This is a genomic window from Moraxella bovis (assembly GCF_025985205.1).
Lineage (GTDB): Bacteria > Pseudomonadota > Gammaproteobacteria > Pseudomonadales > Moraxellaceae > Moraxella > Moraxella bovis.
This window is the reverse complement of sequence record NZ_CP087840.1, coordinates 1,535,600-1,551,269: the sequence shown is the minus strand read 5'-3', so window position 1 is coordinate 1,551,269 and position 15,670 is coordinate 1,535,600. Positions and strand designations below refer to the sequence as shown.

Sequence of the window (15,670 nt, the reverse complement as noted above, 5' to 3'; positions counted from 1 at the left end):
AAACGGGCGATTTTTCTCATTTTTCATGGCAAATACCAAGGGCAGGCACGCCCTAATACAAAGATTGGATTTACTTTGTTATTTTGCCATTAGCGTCCGTGCATGCGGTTTAACTGATTAAACAGCTCATTAAGATAAGCACGCTCTTCGGGGCTTAGAGAGCGACTGTCTTGCTCGTTGTTTTGGCGGTTGTTGCCACGACTGGGGCGTTCGCCGACGGTAATGGTAAGTTCATGCTCATCGTCGCCACGCTTGACCACGGCATCAAGTGTGCTGTCGGGGGCTTTGGCAGAAACGATACCGATGAGTGTGTTGGCGTTGTCAATGGTTTTGCCGTCTAGTGACAGCACCACATCGCCTGCCCGTAGACCTGCCTTGCCTGCTGGACCATCCGCCATGACACTGGCGATGACCACACCTTCGTGAGTGGTGAGATTGCTGGGGTTTTCCCTGACAGGGGCAATCTCCACGCCAAGCCAGCCACGGCTGACCCTGCCAGTGCTAATCAGTCCGTTCATGACCTGCTCAACAATGGTGGTGGGAATGGCAAAGCCAATCCCCATCGAACCGCCAGAGCGAGAGTAGATGACGGTGTTAATACCGACCAATGCCCCATTGGCGTCCACCAAAGCACCGCCTGAGTTACCAGGGTTGATGGCGGCGTCAGTCTGAATGAAGTCTTCAAAGGTGGTCAGACCCAGTCCAGAACGACCTGTGGCAGAGATGATACCTTGGGTGACGGTCTGACCCACGCCAAAGGGATTGCCAATGGCAAGAGCGACATCACCCACACGAATGGGTTCACGGCGAAACGCGAGTGGAACAAGGTTATCCATCTCAACCTTAATCACCGCCAAATCACTCTCCACGTCCGCCCCGACGATGGTCGCCCGTGCCTTACGCCCGTCATTTAAGGCGACGGTAATCTCATCGGCTTTTTCGATGACATGGGCGTTGGTGACGATATAGCCGTCTTTGGAGACAATCACGCCTGAACCTAGACTGCTCGCTCCCCTGTCAATCTCTTGCCCTTGCCCATAGTATTCAAAAAACTGCTCCAACACAGGATCGCCCATATAAGGGTTTTGCACCTTTTGGGTGGTGTAGATATTAACCACAGACAGACTGGCTTGGGTCACTGCGTCGTGATAAGAATCTACTGTGGGAGCGGTGTCGAGGTTGTTGTGGGCTTTGGGCGTGGCAAGGGTGGGTTGCCATGCCTGCTCGCTTGACTGCGTATTTGGGGCAATCTGCTCGGCTTTGGGGGTGCTTTGGGCGGTTATGGGCGTGGTGTTGTGCTTGGCGACCAATAGCACTAAAGCCGTGGCTAAGGCTAGGGCAATGAGCCACGGCAGGATGACCCAAATGCTTGCTCCTGTTTGACGGTGAGTGTTGTTCATGATTTTCCTAAAATTGTTTTGATAAAATAAAGTATGCTTCATTCCCAACTTAAAATAGCAACCCGTTGATTACCCATAGATATTTTTTGGGTTGTAGGACGAGTTGCAATTCGCCCTTGATAAATCAATCGCTTATAAGAAGTTGAGAATGAAATAAAGTATGGTAATTTTACCAAAATAAACTTCAACAAGTTTTGCAAAATCGGATGAATTTTAGGTATTTTTTTAACAATGGTTGCTAGAATATGGCAAATTTTACACCAAGTTTATCTTGGGGCGTACCTATCATTGATAACATTTTACAAAACAAGATGAAAATTTAACGTTTCAATCTATTTTTGCATGAAAAATGGCTAAATCTTGTGGCTCGAAGTCAAAAACTTGGCTTGATAGAATAACCATCAACCTCAAGTTTTTTCCTTGAAAAACGGGCGATTCCCCTGCTTTTTTAAACAGGCATTTTTCATGGCAGATACTAATATTCAACACGCCCCAAAGTCTTTTTTAACAAACTAATCAGCCTATCGGTCAAAATCACCGTATCATCATGACTGATATTTAAGGCAGGGAGCAGACGAATGACATTACCGCCTGTTACATTTAAAATCAGATGAAACTCATCACGAGCCATATCCACAATGTGCGTACAATCCACGTCATCAGGCAAGCCAAAACCTATCATCATGCCACGCCCACGCACGTCTATTTGTGGGAAATGCTCACGCATGCTTTGGCGGATAAAATCACTCTCACGCACCGCATTTGTCATGACTTTATCGGTCAGCTCATCATAGACGGCACAGACCACACGACAGCCAAAGGGCGTGCCACCAAAGGTAGAGCCGTGTGAACCTGCCCCAAATAAGTCTTTGGCTTTGCCTGACACCATACACGCCCCCACAGGAAAGCCGTTGCCCAGTCCTTTAGCGGTGGTTAGCACATCGGGTTTGACATTGCCATACTGATAAGCAAAATATTTGCCCGTGCGACCGTTGCCTGTTTGCACTTCGTCCAGCATAAATAGCCAGTCGTTAGCATCGCAGATGTTTTGTAGTTTTTCTAAATAATCATCGCTTGGGGTATGCAGACCGCCTTCGCCTTGAATCGGTTCTACAAATACCGCACAAATGTCCTTATCATCGGTCAAGGCTTCCACGGCAGAGATGTCATTAAACGGCACACGGATAAAGTCATCATCTAGGGTAAAAAAGCCTGAGCGAGCCTTAGGGTTGGCGGTGGCGGTTACGGTGAGCAAGGTGCGACCGTGAAAAGCGTGCTCCATGACGATGACTTTGGGGCGAGATTTGCCTTGGTTGTGGGCGTATAGGCGAGCCAATTTTAGGGCACATTCATTGGCTTCGGCTCCTGAATTGGCAAAAAACACCTTATCCATGCCTGCCTTTTGGCACAGTATTTCACCTGCTTTTTCTTGCCAGTCAATTTGGTATAAGTTGCTAGTGTGAATGAGTGTGTCGGATTGCTCTTTCATGGCGTGGCTGACAGCAGGGTGGCAATGCCCAAGCCCACACACGGCAATGCCTGTCAGAGCGTCCAGATACGCCGTGCCGTCTGCGGTATACAGATATGAACCTTGCCCACGCGCAAAAGAGATGGGCTGGCGGGCGTAGGTTGGCATAAGATATGACATAACAAATCCTTAAACTTTTCTAAATAATAAAATCAAAAATTGTCAAATTCATAGGGTGTAAAATTTGATAAAACTCTCAAAATTTAGGTAAATCACACTTCTGGCAGCTCATCACTAAATGGCGTATCATCGGTTGCCACACGATACGACTCATCTGCCCACGCCCCTAAATCAATGAGCTTACAGCGTTCACTGCAAAAGGGGCGGTTGGGGTTATCAGACCAACTGGTCGGTTTTTGACATTGGGGGCAGGGGTAAGTGGTGGGTGTGGTCATGTGATGGTTTTTGTGATTGTTTTGTAATGGGGATTTATTTTAACAAATTTTTATCATTTACACAAAATGAGTTTGTGTTGCTGGGGCGTACCTACCTTTGGTATTTGCAATAAAAAACAGGGAAAATCGCCTATTTTTCATGCAAAAATTGATTTAAAATGTAAATTTTTATAAAAATATTATCAATGATAGGCATGCCCTAGGTGTAATGGGTTTTAATGTCATTAAAAATTAGTAACTTAGCAAATATTTCATAATTTTTTACAAATAAAACATGACAGTCACAAAAAAGAAAGTTATAATCAGCACCGCACTCTTGCTAGTGCGATTGATTTATTAAATTATTGTTATAAAATAACCCAAAAAATATTTGTGTTATCTTGTAGAAATAATTAATGAATTGGTGGAATGGCAAGATTGCTGAGTGTTTTAAAAAGTGTTTTTTGGCATTGTTTGAGCGTGCAGATGAATGCAAGACTTGAACAAATGAAAAAACAAGGATTTTAAAACGCATTTTTCTCACAGTGATAGGAGATATTTGTGAGTGATGTTCAATCTGATTTAACCGAAGAGCAAATCCGAGAGTACGCAACCAAAAGCTATGAAGAGCTTCATAAGTCACCATCTGCCTTTGAGTCTCGTGACGCTTATCTAAGACACGAATTGCAAATCATGAAACCCAAAAGATGGGGTGTGAACTTGCCATTTCGTGATTATCGTTTTGAGTTTGAAGATACCATTCCTGCGATGGCGGGGATGATTGGTAAAATCGTCATGGTAGGAGCGATGGCAGCTGCCTTTGCTGCACCACTTGGTTTGGGCGAAGATTTTGTTTTGCAAAACGTCCGCTATGAGATGATTATCGCTTCAATTTTTGTACTTATTTTCTCGGCATTTTTCCTGCCAACATCCAACTTACCCGGCACACACGGACCCCTTATTCCGCTCATTCCTATTGTGGTGGCGGCAGGGGGGCACCCACTTGCTTTTGGTGTACTCATCGGGGTATTTGGACTGATTATGGCGGTCTTAAAAGGCGGTAGCCTTATGTCCAAACTCACCAGTAATGGGGTGGCAGGCGGGCTACTACTCTATCTGGGTTTTGTGGGGCTGATAGCTCAGGTCAAAAACATGATAGCGTGGGCGGATAAAATTGGTCTGCCACACATCGCCTTTATCATCATTTTGTCAACCATTGTCATGTATGCCTTGCTAGAACATTGGCAAAAACGTTGGCTTGCAGTGCCTATCGGCTGTGCGTTGGCAGGATTTTTGGCGTTTATCTTGGGAGCTCCCTTTGAGTTTAAGACCGAGCCGGGACTGCCGCCACTTAGTCCGACCTACTGGTGGGGTGAGGATACAGGTTGGACACTGGGTTTGCCCGACGCCAAAGCCTTTATCGTGGTGTTTCCTTTTGCGGTGTTGGCGGTTGCCATGTGGCCACCAGATTTCTTGGGACACAAAGTATTTCAGCAAATCAGCTATCCTAAGCACTCTGAACGCACGCACATGAATATTGATGACACGACCATTACGTGCTCTATCCGTCAAATGGTGGGCTCAGCACTGGGCGGGGCGAACTTCACATCATCATGGGGTACCTACATCGTGCCTGCGTCCATTGCTAAACGTCCGATTCCTGCTGGTGCTGTCTTGACTGCGGTATTTTGTATCGTCGCAGCCATTTGGGGTTATCCCATGGACTTGGCGGTATGGCAACCTGTGCTCTCCACAGCTCTTATCGTGGCGGTATTTGTACCCCTACTAGAAGCAGGCATGGAGATGACTCGTGCAGGTAAGACAACTCAGTCAGCTGCCATCGTGGTGTTCTCATCAGCACTCGTGAATCCCGTGTTTGGTTGGTCGCTAACCATGATGCTAGACAACTTAGGTCTTATCGGTGATAAAAAACGTAGTGTTGAGCTAGGTTTGATGGGACGTGTGATTATCCCTGTGGCAGGTTTTGTGATTCTGTGTATTGCCATGGGCTTGGTGGGCATGTTCCCCGGTGTGCCTGCATTGCTCCCACAGTTTAGAGTCTAATGGTTTTATAAAACAAAAATCGCTCAATGGATATTGGGTGATTTTTTTTGTTGGGGTGTGTTGGTTTTTGTGTTTTTCACAACAACAGAGTCACTGTGAAATAATGGTTTTGCAGCATTTTTCAATTTTTAAACTCAAAATATCAGGGTCTGAACATAAACATTTTATTTTGCAGTATGTCTAAGGGCATGTTGAACATTGATGATATTTTTATACAATAAGATGCAAATTTATACTTTATCAATTTTTACATGAAAAATGGCTATCCGACCACTTAACTGTGTAGATTTTAAGATTTTTACTTAATTTTCAAAATTAAGTGGGCCGGATTGTGGCTCAAAGCCAAAAACTTGTCTGATAGAAAACTCACAGCCTGCATTTTTTCCTTGAAAAACGTGCGATTCCCTGCTTTTTTAAACAGACATTTTTCATTGCAAATACAAAAGGCAGGTACATCCTAACATCATACCTTTTTTATCTCCCCCACCTTATTCCCCACCAAAAACGCAACAAGCCCAATCACCAACGCAGGCACAACAGCGTGCAAATCCCATAAGGCGATTTTAAAATAGGCAATGATGACATAGCTAGTCAGACCTGCCACCATAGACCATATCGCCCCTGTGGCATTGGCTTTTTTGTAATACAGCCCAAAGACCAGCACCCATAAGAAAGTCGCCTCTAACCCACCAAAGGATAATAAGTTTAGCCAAATGAGCATATCTGGCGGATTTAGCATGGCAACGACCGCCAAAATCACGGTAAAGCCAAGCGTGAGCGTGGTGGAGTAGCGTTTGATTTTGGCTTCGTTGTGGATAGCATTAGGTTTGATAGATAAGTATAAATCCTTAATCAGCGTGCTTGACGACTGTATCAGCATCGAGTCAATGGAAGACATAATTGCCGCCATAGGTGCCGCCAAAAATATCCCTGCCACAAAGGGCGGTAGCACCGTCATCATGAGCGTGGGAATGACCTTGTCAGGCACATCAAGCTCAGGCACGACCGCACGAGCCAAGACCCCTGCTAGGTGCATGCCCAAGACCAGCACCGTCATCACCACCGTTCCCACAAGTATCCCACGGTGTAGCGAGCGACTGTCCTTATACGCCATCGCCCGTACCGCCGTATGGGGCAAGCCAATGAGACCAAAACACACCAGTACCCAAAACGACAGCATAAATGTTGCCGACAGCTTATCATCAACGCCTGTGGGGGTCAGTAGGCGTGGGTCAATGACGTGCAGGGTGGTCACGGCGTTCTCCATACCCCCTGTGGCGACAAGCGTTGCCCCAAGTAGGAGCATGGTGCCGATGAGCATGACAAGCCCCTGCACGGTGTCGGTCAAGACCACCGCACGAAAGCCCCCAATAAAGGTATAAAGCCCAATCACAAGGGCAAACACGCCAATCGACCATTCATAAGGCAGACCCAGTGTTGTTTCAAGCAGACGACCTGCCCCAATAAACTGCACCACCATCATGCCAAAAAATGCCAGTAGGAGCGAGACACACGCAAGCCACACCACGACTTTATTTTGATAACGGGCAAATAGCAGGTCATTGATGGTAATACTACCTGTTTGGCGGGCGAGCATGGCAAACTTCTTACCAAGCGTGCCAAGCGTGAGCCATATCGCAGGGATTTGTATCATGGACAGTAGCACCCAGCCCAAGCCAAATTTGTACGCCGCCCCTGGCCCGCCGATGAACGAGCTTGCTGAGACGTAAGTCGCCACCGTGGTCATCGCAAGCACAAATCCACCCATGGAGCGAGAGCCGACATAGTATTCATTTAAAAATCCGCCTGCTTTGCGTTTTTGATAAGCGTGCCATGCCACCCCAAACACAAAAAACAGATATAAGACAAGGGGGGTTAAAATTTGGATATTTAAATTCATGCATTATCCCCTTGTTTGGTATTGTGATTTAAGTCGTTGCTTAATTCACTGTCCAAATCCACTTCCTGATAAACCGCCTTTAACACCACCATACTGATTAAAATAAAAATCAGGGGCAAAAAAATACAGCTTAACTCAAACCACAACGGCAAGCCCAAAAGTCCCGTCCCTGCTGGCATAAAATAGGCAAAAATCACCCAACCTGCCATATACAGGAGTGTCAGATACAAAGACCATTTGGCTTCACGGTTTAGCTGAAGAGTGAGTGGGGCAGGCTTTGGGAGTTGGCTTGGGGCGGGGTGGTTGGCTTGGGGCGGGGTGTCTGACATGGTGCGTCCTTACAAATTCTTATAAAACCCTTTAAATAAGGGCAGGATAAAAGCAAAATAAAGGCGAAAAAACGCACAAATTTTAACACAAAATCTACCACTTTAAAATAAAAAAGACCTTAATTAATATTAAGGTCTTTTTACGTCTGTTACCAAAACTGGCATGAGTGCCGATTAAGCTTTTAGCGCTTTGATGGCTTTGTTTAGACGGCTCTTATGACGAGCGGCTTTGTTTTTGTGAATGATGCCTTTGTCAGCCATGCGGTCAATCACAGGAACGGCTTTGGCGTAGGCTTCGGTTGCTAGGTCATAAGACTTAGATTCGATGGCAGATACCACACGTTTGATGTAGGTACGAACCATAGAACGTTGAGAGGCGTTTTGGGCACGGCGTTTGATGTTTTGGCGTGCACGTTTACGAGCTTGGGCTGAGTTTGCCATGATGATTTCCTTACAAAAAGTAAAATGGATATAAAGATAACTTAGTGTAGGCGATAATTCAGGCAGCCACCGAATTACCCAATAAAATAAAGGAGACACGTTGCCTAACACAATAAAGTCGATATATTAGCAAATTTTTGCGATTTATTCAAGTGTATTGTTAGGTTTTTAAAAATTCTAAAAAACCACCAAACCATAAAGTTTTAACATATTGATTTTTAATTATTTTTTTAAATAAAAAGCCCAGATTTTATGGCGTAAAATTCGCCATTTTTGCCATTTTGTGCTATAATGTTGCCTTTATGTGTGTTACTTGGAAAAATTATGACCGATAGCGTAACCCCCGTTGGGATTGTTGATGAATTAAAGCAGTCCTACCTTGACTATGCGATGAGCGTCATCGTCTCTCGTGCCTTACCTGATGTGCGAGATGGCTTAAAGCCTGTTCACCGCCGTGTGATGTACGCCATGCACGAGCTGTCCAACGATTATAACAAACCCTACAAAAAATCTGCCCGTGTCGTGGGCGATGTTATCGGTAAATATCACCCCCACGGCGACACTGCCGTGTATGATGCCATTGTGCGTCTTGCCCAGCCGTTTTCTATGCGGTATATGATGGTGGACGGACAGGGTAACTTCGGTTCGGTGGACGGCGACCCGCCTGCCGCCATGCGTTATACCGAAGTGCGTATGCAAAAACTCACGCACCAAATGCTTGCCGACCTTGACAAAGACACGGTGGACTGGGAGGACAACTATGACGGCTCCGAAAAAATGCCGTCTGTGCTACCTGCTCGTGTGCCAAACCTGCTTGTCAATGGAGCAACGGGCATTGCAGTCGGCATGGCGACCAACATGGCACCGCATAACCTAACCGAAGTGGTGAACGCTTGTCTTGCCTATGCCGATAACCCGCAGATTGATGGCGATGAGCTAGCTAGCCACATCAGCGGACCTGATTTCCCCACAGGCGGTATCATCTATGGGCGAAGCGGTATTTTTGACGCTTATCGCACAGGCAAAGGGCGACTGCACATTCGTGGGCGTTATGTCATTGAGAATATGGAAGGGGCAAGCAAAGACCGTGAACGCATTGTCTTTACTGAGATTCCTTATCAAGTCAATAAAGCCAAACTCATTGAGCAAATCGCCCAACTTGTCAATGACAAAAAATTAGACAGCATCACAGGCGTGCGTGATGAGTCCGACAAAGAGGGTATGCGAATTGCCATTGACCTAAGACGTGGCGAAAATGCCGAAGTTGTGGTGAATAATCTATTTTTGCAGACACCCTTAGAGTCCAGTTTTAGCATTAACATGGTTGCCCTTGACAACGGACAGCCACGTCTTATGACCTTGCATGACTTGATTGCCAGCTTTATCCGTCATCGCCAAGAAGTCGTTACACGCCGTACCATTTTTGAGCTGAATAAAGCCAAAGCTCGTGGACATCTACTTGAGGGCTTGACGATTGCCCTTACCAACATTGATGACATCATTGAGACCATCAAAAAGTCCGCCAACCGTGCCGAGGCTCGTGAGAACCTGCTTGAGCGTATCTGGCAGGCGGGCAATGTGGTTGCCATGCTAAAAAATGCAGGGGCAACGTCTATTCGCCCCGACATTATGGAGGGCGAGGATTTAAACACCCCGTTTGGGCTTATCAATGATGACAAAGAATACCGTCTATCGCCCGACCAAGTAAATGCCATTTTGGATATGCAGTTGCATCGCTTGACAGGTTTGGAGCAGGACAAATTGTCCAAAGAATACCAAGAGATTTTGGGCGAGATTGCACGCTTACAGATGATTTTGGCGGATTTTGATAAGCTCATGGGCGTGATTAAGGCGGAGCTTATCCAGATTCGTGATGATTTTGGCGATGAGCGTAAGACCAATATTGTGGACGCACGAGCCGATTTTAGCCGTGAAGATTTAATCCCAGAGCAGACGGTGGTCATGACCGTGTCGCATACAGGCTATGCCAAAACCCAAGCCGTGAGCGACTACCAAGCCCAAAAACGTGGCGGAAAAGGCAAATCAGCGACCGCCATGAAAGAAGATGACGTGATTGAGCATTTATTAGTTACCAGTACGCATGCCCATATTTTATGCTTTACCAACACAGGGCGAGTGTTTGGCTTGCGTGGCTTTGAAGTGCCGATTGCCTCTCGTGGCTCAAAGGGCAGACCGCTTGTCAATCTTATCAACATTGACCCAAGCGAGAGCGTAACCGCCATTTTGCCTGTGGAGAGCCTAGCCGATGAAGGTAAATTTGTGTTTTTTGCCACGGCAAGCGGTACGGTCAAGCGTGTGGCGTTGTCGCAATTTGCCAATTTGCGTGCCAACGGACTAAGAGCCATTGACCTTGTGGATGGCGATACCTTGATTGGCGTGGCGATTACGGACGGTGAGCAGGATATTATGCTGTTCTCCAACGAAGGCAAAGCCATTCGCTTTAAAGAATCCGCCATTCGTGCGATGGGACGTACTGCCAAGGGCGTGCGTGGTATCCGTGTCAATCTGCTCGCCAGTCTCGGCTTGGACGATGATGAGCCGACCGATGACGATACCGATGATAGTGATAATGACAGCGTGGTGTCGGTCAGTCGCGTGGTGTCGCTCGTGGTTGCCCCACAGGCAGGCGAGATTTTGACAGCGTGCGAAAACGGCTACGGCAAACGCACTCCGATTGACGACTATCCGACCAAAGGGCGTGGCGGTCAAGGCGTGATTGCCATTAAGACATCAGAGCGTAACGGCCAGCTTGTCAAAGCGGTGGCGGTAACAGGCGACGAAGACGTGATTTTAATCTCCGATAAAGGCACGCTTGTCCGCACACCTGTCGCCCAAATCGCAACCGCAGGACGTAACGCCCAAGGGGTCAAGCTCATTCGCATTAGCGAGAGCGAAACGCTGGTGGGGCTTGCCTGTGTGGAACATGAAGAGCCAAGCGATGATGACAGCGACAGCGAACATGGCGAGATGATAGAAACGAGCCAAGATGGCGAATGATAAAAAAGGCGGATTGATGTCCGCCTTTTTTGTTTGAGGGCATTAGTTTTTTGACTTAACCCACCATCTTATTTTTTTAGAAAAAAACAAGATGGTATTTTTGATATTTTGTTTTTATAATGACGACAAAATAGCAAACCATTAAGAGATGACATGAATTTTAGTGATTGTATTGTTTATGTGGATGAAAGTGGCGACCATAATTTGGATAACATCAATTCAAAATACCCTATTTTTGTTTTGGTATTTTGTATTTTTAATAAAAGATATTATAACAATCATACTGTTAAAGAGATTCAAAACCTAAAATTTAATTATTTTGGGCATGACATGTTTAAATGATATTAGTGAATTGATGAAAAATAATAAATTTGTTGTCATCGCTTGCGTTATTCGCAAAGATGAACTGCCCAAAGTCGATATTGCGGACAATCCTTATCATTTGGCAATGTCAATGGGGCTTGAACGCTTGAATGATTTTTTGGGTGAAAAAAGACAGCAAGATAACCAAACTTTTGTGGTATTTGAGCAACGTGGATTGAATGAAGATGAATTATTAAAAGCTGAATTTGAGCGTGTTTGCCAAGATAAATGCTATCCATTTCAACTGATTTTGGCATCAAAATATGCCAATTCATCGGGTATGCAACTGGCGGATTTAATCGCACGACCCATTGGTAACCATGTATTAAGACCTGCTCAGATTAACCGAGCCTTTGATATTATTAAACATAAATTTTATTGTAAGCATGGAGCAAGCAATACAGGGCATAATTATGAAGATTTGGGATTAAGAATTTATCCCTAAAACAAAAGCCCCAAATTTCTTTGGAGCTTTTGCCGACTAGGAATTACGCTTACGCTACCCTGTCTATGGTTATATCTTACCCTTATTTGTGCATAAAGTCAATGAAAATTACAAAAAGTGTGCATAAAATTGTAAAAATATTTACATAAAATTAAAACGTGCGTTGAATTAGTTCCATAGGGTGCGTCCCACGCACCTTTTGAATAAAAAAATCTTATTGGTGCGTATTACGCACCCTGCCACCAATAAGAAATTTAATACGGTTTTGTGGGAACAGACACAACACCCAAAAATCATACCTTATTACCAACCAAATTGCAATTTACCCCCACAAATCCACTCAAAAACAAACGCACAAAACCACAAAAATCCCCAACCTGAATTTTTTTCAACTTTTTTTAAAAATATATCAGTTTTTTTCATCAAGAAAATGTGGTTTAATAGGGCGTGTTGAATCTTTGTATTTGCGATGAACAATGAGAAAAATCGCACGTTTTTCAAGGAAGAAGTGAAGTTTGATAGTCACTCTATCAAACGAGCTTTTGACTTCGAGCCACAAGATTTAGCCATTTTTCATGCAAAAACATTGTTCATACCTAAAATTTTTTAAAATGTAAAATGTGTTATAAAGGTTCAGCACGCCCTACACCCATTCCAAAAACAACCCCGCAAGGTGAAAAAATGACCGCACAATTCCAATGCCGAGTGCATACCCAGCGTTTTGATGAAAACTATGAGCCTGCCAGTAGCACTCGTTTGACCACCAACTTTGCTAACCTAGCTCGTGGCGAAAACCGCAAACAAAACCTACAAAACGCCATTGCCATGATTAACAACCGTTTTAACGATTTGGCGACCTGGGACAACCCAACCAACGACCGCTATTCGGTGCTGATTGACATTGTGTCCATTGACATTGACGTGGCAGGTAAGGGCGAATTTTTCTCAGGATTGGAGTGGCTAAAAACGTCTGTCGTTGACCACAAAACAGGCAAAACCATTGATGGCATCATCGGCAACAGCTTTTCATCGTTTGTCCGTGATTATGATTTTAGCGTGCTACTTCGTGAATACAACAAGGACAAGCCTGAATTTAGTGTGCCAGAAGGCTATGGCGATTTGCATGGCAAATTGTTCAAATTCATGGTTGCGTCCGAAGAGTACAAAGCCCAATCCAAAAAACCGCCCGTATTGTGCCTAAGCGTTGCGACCACTCGCACCTACCACAGAACGACCAATACGCACCCGATTTTGGGCGTGGAATATGTGCAAAACGACTATTCATTGACCGATGAATATTTTGCCAAAATGGGCTTAAAAGTGCGTTACTTTATGCCACCAAAATCGGTTGCTCCGTATGCGTTTTATTTTGATGAAAATGCTGATTTGTTGAACGATTACACTAACTTAGAGCTCATCAGCACCATTGCGACCATGGAAGCGTTCCAGCGTATCTATCGCCCAGAGATTTATAGCGCCAACTCGGTTGCAGGACAGGTGTACAAGGGTAGTCTAACTTATGAAGACTATGCCGTGCCGAAAGTGGATTATGACCGTGTGGAGCGTAACGATTTGGCGGTAAAACAAGGCAAACTTGCCGAAGAGCAATTTATTAAGCCGTATAAAGAGATTTTGGACGCTTGGCTTGCCGAAAAATAAAAGATGAATTTCAATCAACCGATTTAATTGTCGGTTGATTTGAATTTTTTTGGTATAATGCAAATTTTAATTTAGGAAAATACAATGAGCAAACTTTTACTTCCCACTTCCACCGCAGGCAGTCTGCCAAAACCATCTTGGCTTGCCGAACCCGAAAAACTGTGGTCAGAATGGAAATTTGAAGGCGATGAGCTACGCCAAGCCAAGCAAGACGCCCTTTTGGTATCGCTTACCGAGCAGACCAGAGCGGGCATTGACATTGTCAGCGACGGTGAGCAGACTCGTCAGCACTTTGTAACCACGTTTATTGAGCATTTGGACGGTGTGGATTTTAACAAGCGTCAAACCGTCCGCATTCGTAACCGCTACGATGCTAGTGTGCCTAGCGTGGTAGGCGATGTGTCTCGCCCAAAATCGGTGTTTGTAGACGATGCCAAATTTTTGCGTCAGCATACCGACAAGCTCATCAAATGGGCTCTGCCGGGCCCGATGACGATGATTGATACCTTGTATGACGCTCATTATAAGAGCCGTGAGAAGCTCGCTTGGGAATTTGCCAAAATCCTAAATGAAGAAGCAAAAGAGCTAGAAGCGGCAGGCGTGGATATTATTCAGTTTGATGAGCCTGCGTTTAATGTGTTTTTTGATGAGCTAAACGATTGGGGCGTGGCAACTTTGGAGCGTGCCACCTCCGGGCTAAAATGCCAAACAGCGGTACATATCTGCTACGGCTATGGCATTAAGGCGAACACCGATTGGAAGCAAACGCTTGGCAACGAATGGCGACAATACGAAGAGAGTTTCCCAAAACTGCAACAATCCAAAATTGACATCATCTCACTAGAATGCCAAAATTCTCGTGTGCCAATGGATTTGATTGAGCTGATTCGTGGCAAAACGGTCATGGTCGGGGCGATTGACGTAGCGACCAATGAGATTGAAACACCTGAGCAAGTGGCGGATACTTTGCGTAAAGCCTTGCAATTTGTGGATGCGGATAAACTCTACCCAAGCACCAACTGCGGTATGGCTCCACTATCTCGTACGGTTGCTCGTGGTAAGTTGCACGCTCTTAGCGAAGGGGCGAAAATTATCCGTAACGAGTTGGCAGGTAAATAATCAGCCAAATCGAATGAATGTTGGGTTTTCTGTATGAAAATCCAACATTTATATTTATAAAATAATTTAAGAAAATAACAATGGTATCAGTAACAGATTTTAAAGACGCAATGGCAAAACTCACCACCGCTGTTCATGTGATAACGACAGACGGTGTGGCAGGGCAACATGGTTTTACGGCATCGGCAGTATGTAGCGTGACCGACACGCCCCCGACTTTGCTTGTGTGTATGAATACAAACATCGGATTTTATGACAATTTTGTCAAAAATGGCGTGCTTATGGTCAATACCTTGACCGCTGAGCAATCGCATCTATCTAATACGTTCGCATCACCGCTAAATTCTGATGAACGTTTTGAACACGGCACTTGGGAGAGACTTGCCACAGGCTCGCCAATGCTGTCTGATGCCTTGATTAGCTTTGATTGCAAGATTAGCGAGATTAAAGAAGTTGGCACGCATGGTGTGTTCATTTGTGAGATTATCGCCATTCGTCAAGGCGACAGTGATGGGGCGTTGACTTATTTTAACCGTAATTATCATAAAACCGATGACGGCACGGCATTATACAGCCAACAAAATTGAATTTTACTACAAAAAACTTTCGCCACAAGCTTGCCTGCGGGTCGTTTTCCGTCATGGGTAGGCATGGCTCACCACGAACGAAAACCGTAGTACTTTTTCATTTTGTATGGTGTAAAAGTTAGGGCATGCCTGCCTTTGGTATCTGTAATGAAAATGCCTTTTTAAAAAAGCAGGGGAATCGCACGTTTTTCAACGGAAAAACGCAGGCTGCAAGTTTTTTATCAAACAAGCTTTGGTCTTCGAGCCATAAGATTTGACTATTTTTCATGCAAAAATTGATTGACATTGTCAAATTTTCATCTTGTTTTATAAAAATGTTGTCAATGGTAGGCATATCCTAGTATTTAAAAGCAACAAGCGGGGTTCTATGGCGTGCCATGCTTGCCAACTACTTAACCGAAAGGAGTATTTTATCCTTGACAAATATCATGAATAATACACCA

General features: G+C 45.0%; 13 protein-coding genes. 7 read left to right on the top strand and 6 right to left on the bottom strand.

The genetic code is table 11. The features are described 5' to 3' along the window. Positions 1 to 89 precede the first annotated feature (89 nt). From LP107_RS07600 to LP107_RS07590, 3 genes are all read right to left on the bottom strand, one after another. Positions 90 to 1,400, bottom strand: coding sequence for a S1C family serine protease (locus LP107_RS07600; protein WP_078273296.1), 1,311 nt, complete (start codon positions 1,398 to 1,400; stop codon positions 90 to 92). 475 nt (positions 1,401 to 1,875) lie between these two features. Next, positions 1,876 to 3,048 carry an aspartate aminotransferase family protein gene (locus LP107_RS07595; protein ID WP_078273295.1) on the bottom strand — a complete coding sequence of 391 codons (1,173 nt, stop codon included), beginning with the start codon at positions 3,046 to 3,048 and terminating at the stop codon, positions 1,876 to 1,878. Between the two features lie 92 nt (positions 3,049 to 3,140). Next, the gene (locus LP107_RS07590; protein ID WP_078273294.1) at positions 3,141 to 3,323 is read right to left on the bottom strand and encodes a DNA gyrase inhibitor YacG; all 183 of its coding nucleotides are present in this window, start codon (positions 3,321 to 3,323) and stop codon (positions 3,141 to 3,143) included. Between the two features lie 540 nt (positions 3,324 to 3,863). Here LP107_RS07590 and LP107_RS07585 point away from each other — a divergent pair. Continuing rightward, entirely contained in the window at positions 3,864 to 5,366 is a 1,503-nt protein-coding gene (locus LP107_RS07585) for a DUF3360 family protein (RefSeq protein ID WP_228157812.1), read from the top strand. A gap of 463 nt (positions 5,367 to 5,829) precedes the next feature. Here LP107_RS07585 and panF read toward each other — a convergent pair whose 3' ends face one another. The 3 genes from panF to rpsT all read right to left on the bottom strand — a co-directional run bounded on the left by panF (position 5,830) and on the right by rpsT (position 8,036). Then, a complete protein-coding gene (gene panF, locus LP107_RS07580; protein WP_112742214.1) occupies positions 5,830 to 7,266 on the bottom strand; it encodes a sodium/pantothenate symporter in 1,437 nt (478 codons plus the stop codon). Beyond that, positions 7,263 to 7,595 carry a YhdT family protein gene (locus tag LP107_RS07575; RefSeq protein ID WP_112742215.1) on the bottom strand — a complete coding sequence of 111 codons (333 nt, stop codon included), beginning with the start codon at positions 7,593 to 7,595 and terminating at the stop codon, positions 7,263 to 7,265. The genes panF and LP107_RS07575 overlap by 4 nt, the downstream gene beginning before the upstream one ends. Positions 7,596 to 7,769: 174 nt before the next feature. Then, entirely contained in the window at positions 7,770 to 8,036 is a 267-nt protein-coding gene (gene rpsT, locus LP107_RS07570) for a 30S ribosomal protein S20 (protein ID WP_078273291.1), read from the bottom strand. Between the two features lie 324 nt (positions 8,037 to 8,360). Between rpsT and gyrA the strand changes: the two genes are divergently transcribed. The 6 genes from gyrA (at position 8,361) to LP107_RS07540 (ending at position 15,227) form a co-directional block, all read left to right on the top strand. Next, entirely contained in the window at positions 8,361 to 11,054 is a 2,694-nt protein-coding gene (gene gyrA / locus LP107_RS07565; protein ID WP_264676267.1) for a DNA gyrase subunit A, read from the top strand. A 153-nt stretch (positions 11,055 to 11,207) separates the two neighbouring features. Then, on the top strand, positions 11,208 to 11,396 hold the full coding sequence (locus LP107_RS07560) for a DUF3800 domain-containing protein (RefSeq protein WP_264676268.1): 189 nt from the start codon (positions 11,208 to 11,210) through the stop codon (positions 11,394 to 11,396). A 13-nt stretch (positions 11,397 to 11,409) separates the two neighbouring features. Next, complete coding sequence (locus tag LP107_RS07555; RefSeq protein WP_264676269.1) at positions 11,410 to 11,862, top strand: DUF3800 domain-containing protein; 453 nt, start codon at positions 11,410 to 11,412, stop codon at positions 11,860 to 11,862. 681 nt (positions 11,863 to 12,543) lie between these two features. Next, the gene (locus LP107_RS07550) at positions 12,544 to 13,521 is read left to right on the top strand and encodes a DUF1852 domain-containing protein (protein WP_115369854.1); all 978 of its coding nucleotides are present in this window, start codon (positions 12,544 to 12,546) and stop codon (positions 13,519 to 13,521) included. A gap of 84 nt (positions 13,522 to 13,605) precedes the next feature. Further along, positions 13,606 to 14,640, top strand: coding sequence for a methionine synthase (locus LP107_RS07545; protein ID WP_115369855.1), 1,035 nt, complete (start codon positions 13,606 to 13,608; stop codon positions 14,638 to 14,640). A gap of 80 nt (positions 14,641 to 14,720) precedes the next feature. Continuing rightward, positions 14,721 to 15,227: a flavin reductase gene (locus LP107_RS07540; protein WP_078273286.1), complete on the top strand. Its 507-nt coding sequence runs from the start codon at positions 14,721 to 14,723 to the stop codon at positions 15,225 to 15,227. The last annotated feature ends 443 nt before the right edge of the window (positions 15,228 to 15,670 follow it).